The organism is Vibrio sp. 10N.222.49.C9 (genome assembly GCF_041474985.1).
Classification (GTDB): domain Bacteria; phylum Pseudomonadota; class Gammaproteobacteria; order Enterobacterales; family Vibrionaceae; genus Vibrio; species Vibrio crassostreae_C.
In genome coordinates, this window is the sequence record NZ_JBFRVD010000020.1 from 166,791 (window position 1) to 183,662 (window position 16,872).

The window sequence follows — 16,872 nt, forward strand, 5'->3', positions numbered from 1 at the left end:
ATAGATTTATAGATTTATAGCTTCACAGCTTCAGTCATTCTTGTCTAACTCATCAAAGCTAACCAACACGTTTTAGTGGTTGCTTTTCCAGCTTGGATCCACGGCTGCCTGACTGAAATCTAGAGAGTTAGGGCTTGCTTCTTTGTTATGCGTTGCTTGATCGCTGGATGACCCTTGATTCGCAGCACCGCTATCATGGTTTGGCGTCGCCTGCTGGCTGTAATCGACGTTAGAACCTTGCTCACTCGACGCTTTGGTCTCTAAATGACTACCATCGACATTTAACTCCTCACCTTCTTCATCGGACGCTTCTTTAACCTTCTTAGGGACAGGGACATTGCGTTTGTAGAGCTTGTTGAGCGCCTTAATGATTGAGTGCTTAGTGATTGCTTCTTGTGTCAGCTTGGTCATTATCGGTTTAGTCAGAGCTTGTAAGCCCACGACGGCATCCACACCGAGTTCACCGCCTACTTTATCCCTCAAATGCTTGGCTTCTGAGTAACCAAAATGAGCCGATAGAAATAGCCAGATATAAGCAATGGCATTACCGTGTTCACCATGGTCAATCCAAGCTTCACCTGCTCTAAACATCGCTTCTGCACTGTTCTTTTCTGCGGCCGTCTCAAACCAGTAAACAGCCTCGCCATGGTTAGGCTCAACACCCACACCGTTCAAATAACTCATACCAAGTTTGATCTTGCCGTCTAAGCTATTCTTTTCCGCGGCCTTTTGGTACCACTCGACAGAGCTTTCGGCAGAGTAGTCTGGGTTTTCTTTATCTAGACACCAGTCACCAATGAACAGCATCGCTTCAGTATTACCACCAGCCGCAGACTCTTCAATATAGGTATAACCCTTAGGGATGTTCTTATCGGTTCCGCGACCAAAGACAAGCGCTTTGCCCATCTCGAATTTCGCCGATACGTCATTGTCCAATGCGGATATCGCAAGCTGCCAAAAGTTGGCTTTTTCTCTTAAAATCAGGTCTTCTTTACGCTTCATGCTTAGGCGCACAATGCCGTACATGCCATTGATATTATCGAGTTGCGCCGCTTTGTCGTACCAATACAGAGCTTCCTTAATATTGTTACGTTCCGCTTCTTTTGCCAAATACAGAATCGACGGTACATGGCCGGTTTCGGCTTTGAAGTGACGCTCTTTTTGCTCTTGTATGCGCGCTTTTTCAATCGCTTTTCGGTAAGCGACAGCACGAGCCTTACGTTCTTGTTCCAAGCGCTGCTTTCTTAGCGATAAAGAGATCAGCCACACGGCGACAAGTATTAACGAAAGAGCCGTCGCACCAATTGCGATTCCCATTGTACTCATAAAATATTTTAACCTAACTCGGTTGATACCAGCCTCGGTGTCGAGGAGTTATCAACCTATAGTGAATGTTTCGAATTACAGGGAAAAGCGCCGTTATTAAAACGTTCCGCCCTAAAATGAACTCAGTTCAGTATCTCAGGAATACATAACGATAAAAAGTCTACTTAGACCTATCCGTATGCACTCCATAAATGGTGTGATCTTGCTTCAATATCGATTACTTATGAAGACTACCTTTCACCAAAAAATCAGTAGTAAAGGGAATGATTTTCCACTCTCTATCTCTTACACTTATGGTTAGGTAAGCTGCCCATAAATGTAAGCCAACTCGGCAACCGTCTTCGCTGAGAATTTCTTCATCAAGCTTGCTCGGTGTACTTCCACTGTTCTCATGGCAATGCACAATTCATCGGCTATTTTCTGGTTACGCTTACCGTCGATAATTTGTTTGAGGATGTCTATCTCACGCTCGGTTAACGACGCGTACGCTTGGCGATACACATTCATGTGTAAGTGCTTTTCTGAAGCGTCCAAACCTTGCTTGATCGCCTCAGCTAACTCATTGCCTTTAACTGGCTTTTGAAAGAAATTCACCGCGCCGGCTTGTAAGGCTTCAACCGCCATTGGCACATCACCGTGCCCCGTCAGGTAAATCACCGACAGTGGGCTCTGCGCTTTTACCATCAACTCATGAACTTGCTGCCCTCTCATCTCTGGCATGCGGCTGTCTAAAACCACACAACCCGGCGCACTCAAGTCCACTGAGTCTAAAAAACTGGGGCCATCTTCAAAAGCTGACACAGTGAAATCATGCTCTTCTAATAAGAACACCAACGAATCGCGCATCGACTCATCGTCATCAACCACATAGACAGGAAGCCTTTGATGAAGTTCAGACATAACAAGATTCCTTATGAATCATTTGAAAGAGAGAAAGGCAGTGTCACCGCAACATGACATCCATGTGGGGTGAGTGACGTGATCGTCATTTGACCACTGTGATCTTCAATAACATCTTGGCAAATCGCGAGCCCAAGCCCCAAGCCATTTTCTTTGCTGCTCACAAAGGCTTGAGTCACTTCTTGTTCAGTGAAATCTAAGCCCGTTCCGTTATCGATAATCGACAACATTATTTTATCCGGTTGATACTCGGTAATCACTTTAATTGTCGATGGTTCGTTGTTTTTGTTACCAATATCAGACGTAGCGCTTTGTTCGCGATGCATCTGAGCATTACACGCGTCCGTCGCATTGTTGATCAAATTTACAACCACCTGCTGCAATCCGACGGGGTCAACATGTAGCGTGATAGGTTTACCCACGACATAACGTTCAATGGTTATCTTGTGTTTCTGTAATCGAATTTGCAGTAGCTCGATGGTATCTGTAAGAAGAGCTTCTATATCAGTTTGAGATTTATCTGATGAGCGTTTTTTGATCATGTTTCTTAAGCGCTGGATGATCGCATCAGCACGGTCCACTTGCGACTGGATCTTCTCAAATACAGGCTCTATGTCAGTCAGCGGTTTGTTCTTCGAAATCCGCAGTAAACCACCTTCGCTATAATTCCGAATAGCTGCCAAAGGCTGATTAATCTCGTGTGCCAAGCTACTTCCCAGTTCACCAACTACCGCGATACGTTGTGAGTGCTCTAGCTGTTCACTCTTACTTTTCAGCTTGTACAGCGTCGCTTCTAGTTGCTTTTTGCTGCGACTGAATTTGTATTCTAGCCAGAAGTGGTAAGCATTCAGAGACACCACGAGAATAAAGAACGCCCATGCCCACTGTTGATTGTACTTGAGCCAGATTAACGCTTCTTTCCACCAAGGTTGTTGCAGTGGATGCATGTCGAGTTGTTGATATAGCTTGTCGATCGACAGCAAGCTTGTCGGTGAAGTCCAGCCCGATGCATTCGCTGCAATGGCTGGTGCACTGCTCTTTGGCATCGAAAACAGCACCTGACTCATTTGTTTAGCCAGTGCCGAAGAGGCTCGTTCTGTTTTGGCAAACGACCAATTAGAATACAGAGGTGTAGACACTTGGCATCGGAAGCCTTCAGGCGCTTGATTACCGATGATTCGATATTGCCTAGCCACCAGCAAACCTTCGCTGATCATGTTTTCAACCAAACAAGCAGGGACGACTGCCGCCTCAATGTGTCCTTCTCGCAGTTGGTACAAACTGGCATCAATAGGGAAACCCAAGAACTGAGTATTAGAGAAAAAGTGATTAGGGTTCAGCCCTTCTTGCATTACTTGGTAACGCATAGTCAAGTAACCGCCAAACGCATTTTCAGAGACAGCAGCAATCGGCTTTCCACTAAGTTGCTCAAACGAGATATACGGTGACATTCTTCTGACCACTAATGCAGAACCGATACTGCGCGTGCTGCTCACACCTTGATCGTCGTAATTGTGACTGGTCATGGTCGCCATCCAAGAGAGCGCGTATTGACGTCCTAATCGAACCGCCTGACCGGGGTTGGTGATAACAAAATCAACAGTGACATCTTTTACCGCTTCGGCCATCTCTTCCAAGTTGAAAGGCTTGAGAACAAAGTGTTTTCCGGGAATGCGCTCAGACAGCCAATCCATTGTCGGCTGCCAACGCTGCTGAGCGGAAAGCTTACCTCGAGTCGCCAACACGCCAACTTCTATGATTTGCTCAGACTCAACAGTGCTTGTCGTTGCAATCTCTTGCTCCGATTGAGCCGCTAAACACGCGCCTGCGGTTAGGCTCAACCAACAAAGGCCAACGATTGTCATTAGGTTTCTGACTGTCACTGAAATCTCTTTCTCCAAACGGACTGTTTATTCAATTTATTCTCGATTCATTTTATGTCAGCGGCGTGTTTCGCGCTTAGCTCATGCTTGAGCGCCTTAAATAAGCCTCTAAAACAAAGCATAACAACTAGATTGGTAAAACCACATTTGTTCTAGATCAACTTTGATCTGGGTATGTGGAAATCCACAATACCCCGCGTACGCCCAAAATCTGACAATGAGCCCAACAGATAGAATACCCATTTATAGGTACCAACATGGACTCATTGAAAAGACGGTTTCTCAGCCAATTCGGCAAGGTTTCCGCTGGTGCTGCGCTCATTCCCATCACCGGAATCAACACCGTAGTCGCAAGCACAGCCATTCGCAATAACAACCAACCTGACCGCAAAGGCGAAGTAGGTAAACGCTACGCCATGGCGGTTGATTTACGTAAGTGCGTTGGCTGTCAGGCGTGCACTGTTGGCTGTAGCGTTGAAAACCAAGCACCAATTGGCCAGTTCAGAACCACCGTAAAACAGTATGAAGTCTCCCTTGATGATGGTTCGACTGCTCAACAAGACGTGAAATCTTTCATGTTACCTCGCCTCTGTAATCACTGTGACAACGCTCCCTGCATCAAGGTTTGTCCAGTTCAAGCGACCTTCCAACGCGAAGACGGCATTGTCATGGTCGACAATGAACGCTGCGTAGCCTGTGCTTACTGTATTCAAGCTTGTCCTTACGATGCTCGTTTCATTAATAACGACACCCTTACCGCAGACAAATGTACCTTCTGTGCACACCGCCTTGAAGACGGCTTACTGCCCGCTTGTGTAGAAACCTGTGTTGGTGGTGCGCGTGTCATTGGTGACCTCAAAGACCCAAACAGCGAAATTAACCGCCTGCTCAATGAAAACCAAGACGACATAAAAGTGCTTAAACCAGAGCAGAATACCAACCCACATGTTTTCTATATCGGCATGAATGAGCGATTCGTTAGCCACATTGAAGGCCAACCTGCGATTTATGATCCAGCCGCCATCGATAACTCATCCTCTAGCAAACAAGAATTGGCAATCGCGACACAAGGCAAACAAGGAGAGACAGCATGAATATCACTGAGGTGTTAGTTCCCGCTCAAGAGATCGCTTGGCTACCGTGGGCGGTTCAATATTTCTTCTACATTGGTTCGGCTTACGCGGCCGCTATTCTGTTTTTGATTGCACTGATATTCAAGAACTCAACCAGCCACCAATTTCGTTCTGCCCTTGTGCTTGTGATGGCCATCGGCGCGATTGTTGGGCCATTAGCACTTACTGGTGACTTGCATCAACCCGGACGTGCGTGGCACTTCTATGCTCACATCACACCTTGGTCATGGATGTCATTGGGCTCTCTGTTTCTACCTTTGTTTTCTGGTCTGGCTGTTGCGACTGCTTGGGTTTACCTGCGTGATGACATCGCACAGCTCAAAGAGAGTGAAAACCCACTTCTAAAACGTTTGTCTTGGCTGACGCTAGGTAAATGGCAAATATCATCAAAGCTGATGATTGCACTCGCTGCTGTGACGGCTATTTCGGGCCTAAGCATCGCGCTTTATACAGGCGCAGAGATTGCGATTTTGGCGAGCCGACCGCTTTGGCATCAACCGGCTTCTCCACTACTTTGGTTCACGACCGCATTCTTTGCTGCTACAGGTTTAACGCTGTTGATTTGGGCTCTGCTGCCTTCAAGCAAACCAAGCTTAAAACCAACAGACCTAGCTCTGATACAAAGAACCATTACCTTAACTGGTGGCCTTGCCATCATTCTCACGTCGATTTGGGCATCTAACCATGGTCACTTCAGCCTGTATGAGAACGACGCTTGGGGCATCAATTTAGGCATCATGACCACCAGCATTTTGCTGTGCATGATCTTGGTTCTACCACTGCAACGCCTATCGCAAAGTAAGCTAGGAATTATCTGTGTTGCGCTTGCGACCATAGTTTCTGCATGGGCGGTACGTTGGGTCACCATGATGGAAGTTCAAACCATTCCCCGTTTTGATGTGGGTGCATTCCCTTATGAACTGCCAATGGGTAGCTCAGGTCTACTTGGCATTGTGGGTATGTGTGGTCTTTGGTTAGCACTTGCGTTGTTTGCCTCTGAAATCGTATCGACAAAAACAATATCAGCTAAATCAGCTCAAAAAACATCATCACCACTTAACCGCTCACATAGCTTGTAGTCTGAGGAATCATCATGGATAACAAACGTCGTCAATTTTTGAAAACAGGCCTTGCTGCCGGTGGTGTTGGAGCTTTTGCTGCAGGTTATGCGACAACCACAAAACACATGGTTCACGGTGCTATCGATGGCACCGCGGGTAAGAAAACCAACCACATCCATCACGGTAATTCGCTAGAGACGGAATACAGTGTCGATGAGCAAGGTAAGATCTCGCCGAATCCAAACCAACGCGTGGCACCCTCAATGTGTTTTGGTTGCTGGACACTGTGTGGCTTGCGTGTACGTATCGATAATCGCAATGACGAGATCTTACGTATCTCTGGCAACCCGTATCACCCACTATCAAGTGATCAGCAAATCCCGTTCAAAACACCGGTAAAAGACGCCTACATTGGCTTGTCTGGTGAATCCGGTATCCATAACCGTTCGACAGCCTGCGCCCGCGGTAACGGCATGTTAGAGATTCAAAACAGCCCATACCGAATCACTCAACCGCTCAAACGCGTTGGTAAACGAGGTGAAGGCAAGTGGGAGCCGATCAGCTACGAACAACTTATCTCTGAGATCACCGAGGGTGGTGACTTATTCGGTGAAGGTAAAGTTGAGGGCTTACGATCGATTCGCGATATCGAAACACCACTTGATCCAAACAACCCTGAATACGGTCCCAAAGCCAACCAATTGTTGGTGACGAATGCTGGTAATGAAGGCCGTGATGACATCTTGAAGCGCTTTGCATTCAACAGCTATGGTACACGAAACTTCGGTCACCACGGCTCTTACTGTGGCTACGCATTCCGTGCAGGTTCTGGCGCGATCATGAACGATCTAGACAAGTTCTCGCACCTAAAACCCGACTTCAACAACGCAGAGTTCATTCTTTTCATCGGCATGTCTCCAGCTCAAGCGGGTAACCCGTTCAAGCGTCAAGCAAGACAATTGGCTGAGGCTCGTACCAACGGAAAACTGAGCTACACCATAGTGACACCAAGCCTTCCGGCAGGATCGTCAAGCCTTGCGGCGGGCGATCGCAATAACTGGCTACCGATCAAACCGGGCACCGATTCAGCATTAGTTCTTGGCATGATCCAATGGATCATCGAAAACCAACGATACAATCACGACTTCTTGTCTCGCCCAAGCGCACAAGCGATGCAAAAAGCAGGCACCACACACTGGTGTAATGCATCTCACCTTGTGATCAGTGACGAGTCGCACCCACAAAATGGGCGTATGCTTCGTGCATCGGATATAGGGTTGCTAGAAACAGGCGAACCGATGTCTGACGATGACGGATTCATCGCACTCAATGTGACAACGTCACTATTATCATCGCATATTCAGGTGAATGAAGCGGCTCTGTTCGTCGATCAAGATGTAGAAATCGATGGTCAGACTGTTCGCGTTAAATCTTCTCTGCAAAGATTGAAAGAAGAAGCCTTCAAATACGACCTTGCTTACTACAGTGAGCAGTGTGAGATCCCACAAGACCAGATTATTGCACTGGCAAAACGCTTCACCAGTTACGGTACAAAAGCAGTCGTGGATACTCACGGTGGAAACATGCACACCAACGGCTTCTACAACTCGTTCTCTATTCTGATGCTGAACGCGCTGATCGGTAACATCAACGCGAAAGGCGGTGCGATGGCGAAAGCGGGCGGCTACCCGACTTCGGTTGCAGGTCCACGTTACGACTTTACCAAGTTCAAGGGTAAGACTAAGCCTCAAGGTGTATTCTTGTCCCGCAGCAAGTTCCCGTATCAAAAAACCAGCGAATACAAACGTCGCGTTGCCGCAGGTGAGTCACCTTACCCGACACGCGCTCCGTGGTACCCAATCTCTGCGCCGCTGTTAACCGAGCATTTATCAGCTGCGATTGATGGCTACCCTTACCGCGCAAAAGCGTGGATCAACCACATGGCGAACCCACTTTATGGCGTTCCGGGTTTAGATAACTTGCTAGGCGATAAGCTGAAGGATCCAAAGCAGCTTGGTTTGATCGTGTCTATCGATGCCTTCATCAATGAAACAACAGCATTATCAGATTACCTAGTGCCAGACACAGTGACCTATGAAAGCTGGGGCATGGCAACCCCGTGGCATGGCGTCGCGACTAAAGCGATCACCGCTCGTTGGCCGATTGTTGAGCCTAAAACTTCCCGCACTCAAGACGGACGTGCCATCAACCTAGAGAACTTCTTTATTGATGTGGCAAAAACACTGGGCTTAGGTGGCTTCGGCGACAACGTAATCAAAGACAATCAAGGTAACTGGCACGGTATTCATAGCGCTGAAGACTTCTACCTGCGCTCGGCTGCTAACTTAGCGTTCGTAAAAGGTGGCGTGCCGAATGTGGATGCGGAAGATATTGTTTGGTCTGGTCTTGAGCGCCTAGTCCCTGTGATGAACAAAACGCTCAAGCCTGAAGAGATGCTCAAAGTAGCGTACATTTTTGCGCGTGGCGGCCGTTTTGAAGACGCAACCAATGCGTATACCAATGAAACCATGAAGTACAAATGGACCAAACCATTGGCTATCTGGAATGAAAAGCTCGGTACTTCTCGCAACACCATCAGTGGTGAGCAGTACATGGGTTGCCCTACATGGTATCCACAAAAGCTTGCAGACGGCACACCTTTGGCAGAGCAGTTCCCAGCAAAAGAGTGGCCGTTCACCCTAACCAACTTTAAGTCCAACATTCACAGTGCGGTATCGAATTTGTCACCACGCTTGGAATCTATCAAGGGGGTAAATCCGGTTTACATCCACCCGCAAGACGCCTCTTCTGCGGGTATCAAAACAGGTGACGTATTTGCGATTGAAACACCGAGCTCAACCACACATGCGTTGGCGATGGTGATTGATGGCATCAAACCGGGCACATTAGGCTTTGAACACGGCTTTGGTCATAAAGAACTCGGTGAGCGTGCGCACTGGATCGGTAATACACAACAACCGGTGAAGATGAAGTCGAACGATGGCGTTAACATTAATGATATAGGCTTGATCGACCCGACGAGAGAAGGCAAAGGCGTCATGTTAGATTGGGTTGTAGGAGCAGCAGCCAGACAAGCGCTTCCGACTAAGATCTACAAGGTCTAGCTTAAACTCAGCAAGCTATAACTTAATCACTGATCAAAACTCTTCCTTATCTGATTTGCAGATGAGAACACAACAGGGCAACTTCGTCATTCGAGGTTACCCTGTTTTTTCGTCCCCTTGATCTAGAAAAGCACCCTATTTGGATAAAACATCCAATCTACATAAAGTACCCAATCTACATAAAGCATCCGCTCTAGATAGAGTAATCAACCCAAAGCCATTAGGTAATCTTCATTTCACCACAACTTTTTTAGCCCGCATCCATAAAGCAGCTATGCTTATACAATCGGTGCCATAAAAGAGCCTTAACAAGCAGTTATACCGAGGCGAACATGGCAGTTCCCTTGCATTTCATAAACGGCAGTTGGATCAACCTATAGAAGTTCACATCAATACCATTATGGTGATTGAGGTTATTAATGTGAGACTCACCTCAAGTTCCAAGTGAATTAATGTGGAAATCCACAATAGCGCGAACAACCAATTATGTCGAAAATGCGTGCATTACAACCAATAGCGACGCCTCATGACTAAGCTGACAATTAAAACTCAAACTCTAACGCTTTGCATCGCTGCTCTAGGAAGCCTTTCTTTATCCGCTTTTGCACAAGCAGCACCCAATCCAATGCCAGAAGCCGCAGAAACTTGTAGCGGCTGCCATCAAGCCGACGGTAAAGGCATGCCCAACATTGCCCCTATGCTTGCAGGGCTCAATGCTGACTATCTAGAACATCAACTGGTTCTGTTCTCAAGTGGTGAGCGTCAAAGCGCGATCATGAAGGGAATGGCTGACGGTGTATCTGATCCCGCTGTTCGTCGTGAGGTCGCAGAATACTTTGCATCACTACCTTCATACGAATTTACCGATTTAGAGCAGCGCGGCTCACAGGCTGATATCGATAACCCCTATCGTAAACTTGTATTCCAAGGCGATTGGGATAGAAACATTCCAGCCTGTGCAACCTGTCATGGGCCAAGCGGTATGGGCGTGGACAAATTCCCGCGCCTAGCAAGCCAGCATGCCGACTACATTCAAACTCAGCTCAACGCTTGGAAAAATGGCACTCGTAAGGGTGATGATTTGAACATGATGGGTAATATCGCGGGCAAGTTAACCGACGATGAGATCAAAAACCTGTCTTACTACTTCGCCTCTTTCCGATACTAAAGGGCTCGCATGAAAACACTACTTTTAATTACCGCAACCCTTGCCTCTGGAATCGCTTATGCCGAAGCTGAGTTGCCCGATCGCCAAACCGAACTGCCAGCCGTTGAGAAGCCTCAAGATAACAAATATCTGGTGCCACGAGACTTGGTTGATATCCCTGCCGGGGAATTTGGCGACAAAGTAAAATTGGGTTATTCGCTGTTTGTCGATTCACAACAGATGCGTGGTACGTTCGTCGGCAATGAACAAAACTGTGTCAACTGCCACATGCAAGCGGGCATGAAGCCTAACGCTGCCCCTCTTTGGGGTGCGTACATGGCCTACCCTGCGTATCGTTCTAAGAATGACAAGGTAAACAGCTACGCAGAACGTATCCAAGGTTGCTTCACCTACTCAATGAATGGTCTGCCACCGGCTGAGGGTTCAAAAGAGATGGTCGCACTGACGGCGTATTCATACTGGCTGGCGATGGGCGGCATCTTAGACAAGAACGGCATGCAAGATACACCCGTTCCTGAGATTAGCGATGCCGACTTACAAGTCGGTGGTAAAGCGGAAAGCTTCCCTCTCCCTGAAGAGCTGTTAAGCAAATACCCAATCGATGGCCGCAGTAAGTTGGCAGGGCGTGGCTATCCTAAGATTGATAATCCTGAACAAGAGCCATCGATAGCGCGTGGTGAAAAGGTTTACCAAACCAACTGCCAAACCTGTCATGGTCAAAATGGTGAAGGTATTAAAGGGGCTGACGGACGTTCATACTTTCCACCATTGTGGGGCGAAAACGCGTATAACTGGGGCGCGGGTATGCACCGGGTGAACACCGCTGCCTATTTCATCTATGAAAACATGCCGCTTGGAAAGAGCCAGCAACTTTCGATTCAAGATGCATGGGATGTGGCTGCATTTGTGAATAGTCATGAACGCCCACAAGATCCTCGATACAAGGGTGATGTTGCTAGCAATGCTAAGCGCTACCACAATCACCAAGGTTACTATGGCAAAGAAGTTGATGGTCATGTACTAGGTACCAAAGCTTATCCGAGTGGTAAAGAAGTGATTCATGAGCATTAATAGGTATTAGTGAATATGAGCCGTTCACGCCAGCTATAGCTAAGCTTTACATTGTAAATCAGTGATAGCCGGAACAATTAAAAAGGAGCCAGATCGTGTGACGATCTGGCTCCTTTTTAGTTTGAACTATTAGAAACACAACTAACCTTGCTGCATCTTCTCCCAAATCGTCGGAGAGCCAATATAGTCTTGAACCGTAGTGATGAATTCTTTGACTAGTTTGGTTTGCTTACGGTGCGGATAGACAGCGTAGATTGCGGTATCAATCGTAGAGATCGGATAATCCGGAAGCAAAGTCACCAAGCCAAGCTCTTTCATTGAGGCATACAGGTTTGATTGATCAAGGAAGCCATAACCTAGACCATCTTTCACACAAGACACCATAGTACGAACATCACTCACCTTATAGTTGCCACGAATCGTTAGGCTCTGGAAGGTATTACCTCCCGGCTCTTCACTAATGCGCAGATGGTCGACCGTCATATCACCATTGGTATAAATCACCGCAGGTAGAGCGAGTAGATCTTGTGGCGTTTTCGGTTCACCGTGCTGCTTCACAAAATCGTTTGACGCGACCAACATGAAATTACTGTCGGCAATCTTCTTCGCAATCAAATTCGATTCAACAAGCTTACTGAAGCGAAACGCGATATCAAACTGCCCTGCAATGATATTGGCGATCTTATCGTCTAGTGAGAGTACGATCTGAACATCTGGGTACTTTCTCATGAACTGAGTGATGATAGGTTGCAGATATTGCTGCCCAAAATAGATCGGTGAAGTAATTCGCAGTACACCTTTGGGCTCTGACTGGTATGAATCTGCAATGCCTTGTATCTGATTGATAGTATCTTTCAGCACATAGGTTTGCGCAAGAATATCTTCCCCTGCCGACGTCAACGAGAACGAGCGTGTAGAACGGTTAAGCAGCTGAACACCCAAGTCTTGTTCAAGCTTTTTGATCTGTTTAGAGAGTGATGAGTTGTCCATATCATGCAAGGTTGCCGCTTTGGTAAACGACCCTTGTTGAACCACATCTAAGAACAATAACAACTGATTAGTATTTGGCACTGCGCCTCTCCTGAAATAAAACTCGACTAACGTTCATCTTTGGGTGTATCCATCACAACCATGGTGGTAATGGATTGAACCTGAGCACATTCCCCAAGCACATCGGCATGAAACTTCTTATAGCCCGGTAGATCTTTGGTTTCTACCCTTAGCAAGTATTCGTTGGCACCGGTAATGTTGTGGCACTCCACTACCTCTTTTTCCATACTGACGTGCTGTTCAAACTCCAGTTGAGCCGCTTTGCTGTGGCTTGATAAACCAATCGAAACGTAAGCAATAAAGCCAACGCCCATCAGGCCATTATCCAGAACTGCACGGTAACCTTGAATGACCCCTTTACGCTCAAGATCCTGTACTCGCCTTAAGGTCGCTGAAGCCGACAAACCAATTCGTTCAGAAAGCTCAATATTGGAGATTCTGCCGTCCAATTTAAGCTCTTGCAATATCCTTTCGTCAAATCTATCCATAAGTACTTATTATTGTGCATTTAGTGATAATAGAGGAAATAAAAGCACATAATTGCCTCACTTTCCACCTACTATGTTTCTCAACACGTGAAAGTCATGACCGGTCAGTCACTTCGTTCATTTTTTTGCTGGAGAACCATAATGCCTTTAGAACAACTTAGCGCACTTGCCTTGTTTGCGTTTGTCTCGACCTTCACGCCGGGTCCAAATAACATCATGCTCATGACATCAGGAGCAAATGTTGGCTTCGCCCGCACTATTCCGCACATGCTTGGCATTGCTCTAGGGTTTGCAGCCATGTTGCTGCTAGTTGGCTTCGGTTTAATGGGCATTTTCAACGCTTATCCGGTTACTCACCAAATCTTGAAATACCTAAGCCTTGCTTACCTCGTGTACCTTGCAATTAAGATAGCATTGAGCGGCAAAGCCAAAAGCACCGAGGCTTATAAGCCAATGACCTTCATCGGCGCGGCAAGTTTTCAGTGGGTGAACCCGAAAGGTTGGTCGATGGCGCTGACTGCGATTTCAGTTTATAGCAGCGGCAGTTCATGGTGGGAGATTGCAATCATCGCAGGTATCTTCACGCTCGCCAACTTACCATCCGTGACATTCTGGACAGCGGCAGGTAAACAACTGCAACACTGGTTAACAACACCAGTCCGTATCAAAAGCTTCAACTACGGTATGGCAGGCTTGCTTCTAGCATCGACCATTCCGATGCTCTAGTCGAATAACTTCTGTATTTTAACGGTTGGTACTCCTGTGCTAACCGTTATTCTCTTTATAAATAACCCACAAGTTCACTAAGCCAACGACCAAACATCGTCTGCCCGCTCGGCGTTAACGTCCACACAAACGCCGCAACATTCACTGCCACTGTCACCCAATATATGGCTCTGAACGGCTGCTTCTGCGTTTTATGACGCAGCTTATCTTGAGCAATCAACGCCCCTATCCAGCCACCAGCAACAGAAAAAATATGCAGAGTTTTCTCTGGCACACGCCAATTGCCATTGATCGCTGCTCGCTTGTCCTTCGCGTACACAAAAAACGTCACGAAACCGATAACCAAATACCACACCAACAGCGCTTTAGAACTTTCCGCAAACAACACAGACACCGCCACCAGAACCAAATAAGTGATAACGATTTGAATAGATGAAGACAACATGACTCCTTTTGAGCAACAGCTCACATACTGTAGCAATTACGCCCTGTAGATTTTGATAAGGATGAGTAAGGCATATTGTAATTCGGTTAGCCTGCAAAGAATAAACAAGCCCTTTCATCCCTACATAACATGATGGAAGTTAAAGGAATTATAAATATGTACAACCAAAAGTACGCCATCTACCAAGTTTTTACGCGTTTATTTGGCAATAAAAACACCCAACATGTTCCATGGGGCACAATCGAGCAAAATGGCGTCGGTAAGTTCAGTGATTTTACCGACAAAGCGCTGTCTGAAATCCGCAAACTCGGTATGACTCATATTTGGTATACCGGAGTGCCACATCATGCGCTCATCAATGACTACAAGCACCTTGGTATTTCAGACGATCACCCTAGCGTGGTAAAAGGCCGTGCGGGATCACCATATGCCGTCAAAGACTACTATTCCGTAAACCCAGATCTCGCAGACAACCCTGAATGCCGACTAGAGGAGTTCGAGGCACTCATCAAAAGAAGTCACGACAATGGTTTAAAAGTGATTATCGATATCGTACCGAATCACGTTGCGCGTCATTATAAAGGCTTAAACAACCCAGAAGGTGTCAGTGACTTCGGCGCTCAAGATGACACAACGCTGGAATACCACAAAGACAATAACTTCTACTACATTCCCAACAGCACCTTTGAATTGCCAGACATAGAGCCCGCCTTTACGCCGCTAGGTGGTGAACAGCATCCCAACCTAAACTCCCCGTTTATAGAGACGCCCGCCAAATGGACAGGTAACGGCTCACGTTTAGCCAAGCCTAGTTTCGATGATTGGTATGAAACGGTGAAAATCAATTATGGCATGCGACCAGACGGTTCAAAAGACTTCCCTGAACTACCGAGTGACTATGCTCAACGCAATTACATGGATCATTTCCGTTTCTGGAAATCTGTTTATGTGCCTAACTCTTGGGCTAAATTCCGAGATATCGCCTTGTTTTGGTTGAATAAAGGTGTTGATGGGTTTCGCTACGATATGGCTGAGATGGTTCCAGTCGAATTTTGGAGCTACCTCAACTCATCAATAAAGATGAAAAACCACGATGCCTTTCTGATGGCAGAGGTGTATCAGCCGGACTTGTACCGTGAATACATTCACTTAGGCAAGATGGACTACCTCTATGACAAGGTAGATCTGTACGACGGCCTCAAAGCCATCATGCAAGGCAAGGCTTCAACGGCAATCATCCCTGAAATCCAACATCAAATGCACGACATTGAACATCATATGCTGCATTTTTTGGATAACCATGACGAGCAACGAATCGCCTCACCAGAGTTTGTAGGCAATCCACATATCGCAAAGCCTGCGATGCTAGTTAGCGCTCTATTGAGCAGCTCTCCAACCATGATCTACTTTGGGCAAGAAGTCGGCGAACCCGGTGCGGAGAACGCTGGCTTTGGACAACCCTCACGAACTTCCATATTTGACTACATCGGAGTCCCACAGCATCAAAAATGGATGAACCACGGCGCATTCGATGGCGGGCTATTAGACGAAAACGAAAAACAACTACGTCACTTCTATCAGAAGGTTATGAACTTTTCGCTTGAGCATACTTCAATGACGGGGCAGTACCTAGACTTACACCAGAGCAATAATTTGAGTGATTCGGTTTACGCATTTCTGCGCTATGACAACCAAGAGTTGACAATAGTTGCTGCGAATTTCAGCCAACATGTCACTGAGAATATTCACTTAACCGTTCCAAGTGATGTTATACAAACGCTCACAATCGCTGATGACAGTTACTTGTTAGATGAACATATTGAAGGCATTCAACAACAGGTATTAAAAGTTGAGGAAAGTATTGGCCGTTTTAGTCTTGATCTAAAGCCACTAGCTTCGTTGGTTTGGGTATTTCCCTTATCTGAATAGGATATTTATTATTAATTCCCAAAAAGCCTGAGTTTTAATTAATTGATAAATAACTTAATTCCCACATTAAATTAACGTCACCTCAATTCGATACCTTCCTCACATTAATAAGGATGAGCTCTCATCCTTATTATCTACTCCCATCCTCTACGCCTTCTACTATTGATATTAAACATATGAGTTATTGATCCAATAAATTTAACTTAAACCAAATACAAAGCGTGATATTGACACTATGTTTCCTATTTTTATATATTAAAAATAACTTTATACATAGCCATCACAAATAGTTGACCATCGTTAAGACTAGGATATTCATCTTCATAAAAAGTGAAATATGGATATTAAAACGTGAACAACATAAATATTAATAAAATTATCTCTCTACGAAATACCTTCAACAATACCAAAAAGAAGAGCTTCAAACGCTCTACATTGGCCAAAGCAATGTTACCGCTCTTCACCGCTACTTTGATCGCGGGTTGTGGTAGTGATAATGATAGCGACAACGGTACAGCCCCTGGCAACAGTGGTTTATACCCTGCAGCGGCGTTGTTGATCAAATCA

General features: G+C 46.2%; 14 protein-coding genes. 8 read left to right on the plus strand and 6 right to left on the minus strand.

Annotated features, from left to right (window positions below; translation table 11 throughout):
* Window positions 1–72: 72 nt before the first annotated feature.
* From AB4585_RS09050 to AB4585_RS09060, 3 genes are all read right to left on the minus strand, one after another.
* Window positions 73–1,317, minus strand: a complete 1,245-nt coding sequence (locus tag AB4585_RS09050; RefSeq protein ID WP_017066614.1) for a tetratricopeptide repeat protein — start codon at window positions 1,315–1,317, stop codon at window positions 73–75.
* Window positions 1,318–1,623: 306 nt separating this feature from the next.
* Window positions 1,624–2,226: a response regulator transcription factor gene (locus AB4585_RS09055; protein ID WP_048609831.1), complete on the minus strand. Its 603-nt coding sequence runs from the start codon at window positions 2,224–2,226 to the stop codon at window positions 1,624–1,626.
* 11 nt (window positions 2,227–2,237) lie between these two features.
* A complete protein-coding gene (locus tag AB4585_RS09060) occupies window positions 2,238–4,109 on the minus strand; it encodes a PhnD/SsuA/transferrin family substrate-binding protein (RefSeq protein WP_372169603.1) in 1,872 nt (623 codons plus the stop codon).
* 257 nt (window positions 4,110–4,366) lie between these two features.
* Between AB4585_RS09060 and dsrO the strand changes: the two genes are divergently transcribed.
* The 5 genes from dsrO to AB4585_RS09085 all read left to right on the plus strand — a co-directional run bounded on the left by dsrO (window position 4,367) and on the right by AB4585_RS09085 (window position 11,667).
* Window positions 4,367–5,203, plus strand: a complete 837-nt coding sequence (dsrO, locus tag AB4585_RS09065; RefSeq protein WP_229648270.1) for a sulfate reduction electron transfer complex DsrMKJOP subunit DsrO — start codon at window positions 4,367–4,369, stop codon at window positions 5,201–5,203.
* Window positions 5,200–6,321: an NrfD/PsrC family molybdoenzyme membrane anchor subunit gene (gene nrfD, locus AB4585_RS09070; RefSeq protein WP_372169606.1), complete on the plus strand. Its 1,122-nt coding sequence runs from the start codon at window positions 5,200–5,202 to the stop codon at window positions 6,319–6,321. The genes dsrO and nrfD overlap by 4 nt, the downstream gene beginning before the upstream one ends.
* A gap of 14 nt (window positions 6,322–6,335) precedes the next feature.
* A complete protein-coding gene (locus AB4585_RS09075) occupies window positions 6,336–9,428 on the plus strand; it encodes a tetrathionate reductase subunit A (RefSeq protein ID WP_372169607.1) in 3,093 nt (1,030 codons plus the stop codon).
* Between the two features lie 526 nt (window positions 9,429–9,954).
* Window positions 9,955–10,596, plus strand: a complete 642-nt coding sequence (locus tag AB4585_RS09080) for a c-type cytochrome (protein WP_017064226.1) — start codon at window positions 9,955–9,957, stop codon at window positions 10,594–10,596.
* Between the two features lie 9 nt (window positions 10,597–10,605).
* Window positions 10,606–11,667, plus strand: a complete 1,062-nt coding sequence (locus AB4585_RS09085) for a c-type cytochrome (RefSeq protein ID WP_102320676.1) — start codon at window positions 10,606–10,608, stop codon at window positions 11,665–11,667.
* Window positions 11,668–11,808: 141 nt separating this feature from the next.
* Here AB4585_RS09085 and AB4585_RS09090 read toward each other — a convergent pair whose 3' ends face one another.
* Both AB4585_RS09090 and AB4585_RS09095 read right to left on the minus strand, forming a co-directional pair.
* The gene (locus AB4585_RS09090; protein ID WP_017070613.1) at window positions 11,809–12,738 is read right to left on the minus strand and encodes a LysR family transcriptional regulator; all 930 of its coding nucleotides are present in this window, start codon (window positions 12,736–12,738) and stop codon (window positions 11,809–11,811) included.
* Window positions 12,739–12,764: 26 nt separating this feature from the next.
* Window positions 12,765–13,205: an Lrp/AsnC family transcriptional regulator gene (locus AB4585_RS09095; protein WP_017090339.1), complete on the minus strand. Its 441-nt coding sequence runs from the start codon at window positions 13,203–13,205 to the stop codon at window positions 12,765–12,767.
* A 141-nt stretch (window positions 13,206–13,346) separates the two neighbouring features.
* Between AB4585_RS09095 and AB4585_RS09100 the strand changes: the two genes are divergently transcribed.
* Window positions 13,347–13,931 carry a LysE family translocator gene (locus tag AB4585_RS09100; RefSeq protein ID WP_372155438.1) on the plus strand — a complete coding sequence of 195 codons (585 nt, stop codon included), beginning with the start codon at window positions 13,347–13,349 and terminating at the stop codon, window positions 13,929–13,931.
* A gap of 55 nt (window positions 13,932–13,986) precedes the next feature.
* Here AB4585_RS09100 and AB4585_RS09105 read toward each other — a convergent pair whose 3' ends face one another.
* Window positions 13,987–14,376, minus strand: a complete 390-nt coding sequence (locus tag AB4585_RS09105; protein WP_372155436.1) for a DUF1294 domain-containing protein — start codon at window positions 14,374–14,376, stop codon at window positions 13,987–13,989.
* A 156-nt stretch (window positions 14,377–14,532) separates the two neighbouring features.
* Between AB4585_RS09105 and AB4585_RS09110 the strand changes: the two genes are divergently transcribed.
* Window positions 14,533–16,305: an alpha-amylase family protein gene (locus tag AB4585_RS09110; protein ID WP_371722350.1), complete on the plus strand. Its 1,773-nt coding sequence runs from the start codon at window positions 14,533–14,535 to the stop codon at window positions 16,303–16,305.
* A gap of 351 nt (window positions 16,306–16,656) precedes the next feature.
* A partial coding sequence (locus tag AB4585_RS09115; RefSeq protein WP_372169610.1) for a hypothetical protein occupies window positions 16,657–16,872 on the plus strand: 216 nt, incomplete at its 3' end.

Coding starts and splice junctions, on each gene's coding strand:
- AB4585_RS09110 (WP_371722350.1), top strand. CDS start 14,533: ATGTACAACCAAAAGTACGCCATCTACCAAGTTTTTACGCGTTTATTT.
- AB4585_RS09080 (WP_017064226.1), top strand. CDS start 9,955: ATGACTAAGCTGACAATTAAAACTCAAACTCTAACGCTTTGCATCGCT.
- AB4585_RS09095 (WP_017090339.1), bottom strand. CDS start 13,205: ATGGATAGATTTGACGAAAGGATATTGCAAGAGCTTAAATTGGACGGC.
- AB4585_RS09050 (WP_017066614.1), bottom strand. CDS start 1,317: ATGGGAATCGCAATTGGTGCGACGGCTCTTTCGTTAATACTTGTCGCC.
- AB4585_RS09055 (WP_048609831.1), bottom strand. CDS start 2,226: ATGTCTGAACTTCATCAAAGGCTTCCTGTCTATGTGGTTGATGACGAT.
- AB4585_RS09075 (WP_372169607.1), top strand. CDS start 6,336: ATGGATAACAAACGTCGTCAATTTTTGAAAACAGGCCTTGCTGCCGGT.
- nrfD (WP_372169606.1), top strand. CDS start 5,200: ATGAATATCACTGAGGTGTTAGTTCCCGCTCAAGAGATCGCTTGGCTA.
- AB4585_RS09100 (WP_372155438.1), top strand. CDS start 13,347: ATGCCTTTAGAACAACTTAGCGCACTTGCCTTGTTTGCGTTTGTCTCG.
- AB4585_RS09105 (WP_372155436.1), bottom strand. CDS start 14,376: ATGTTGTCTTCATCTATTCAAATCGTTATCACTTATTTGGTTCTGGTG.
- dsrO (WP_229648270.1), top strand. CDS start 4,367: ATGGACTCATTGAAAAGACGGTTTCTCAGCCAATTCGGCAAGGTTTCC.
- AB4585_RS09085 (WP_102320676.1), top strand. CDS start 10,606: ATGAAAACACTACTTTTAATTACCGCAACCCTTGCCTCTGGAATCGCT.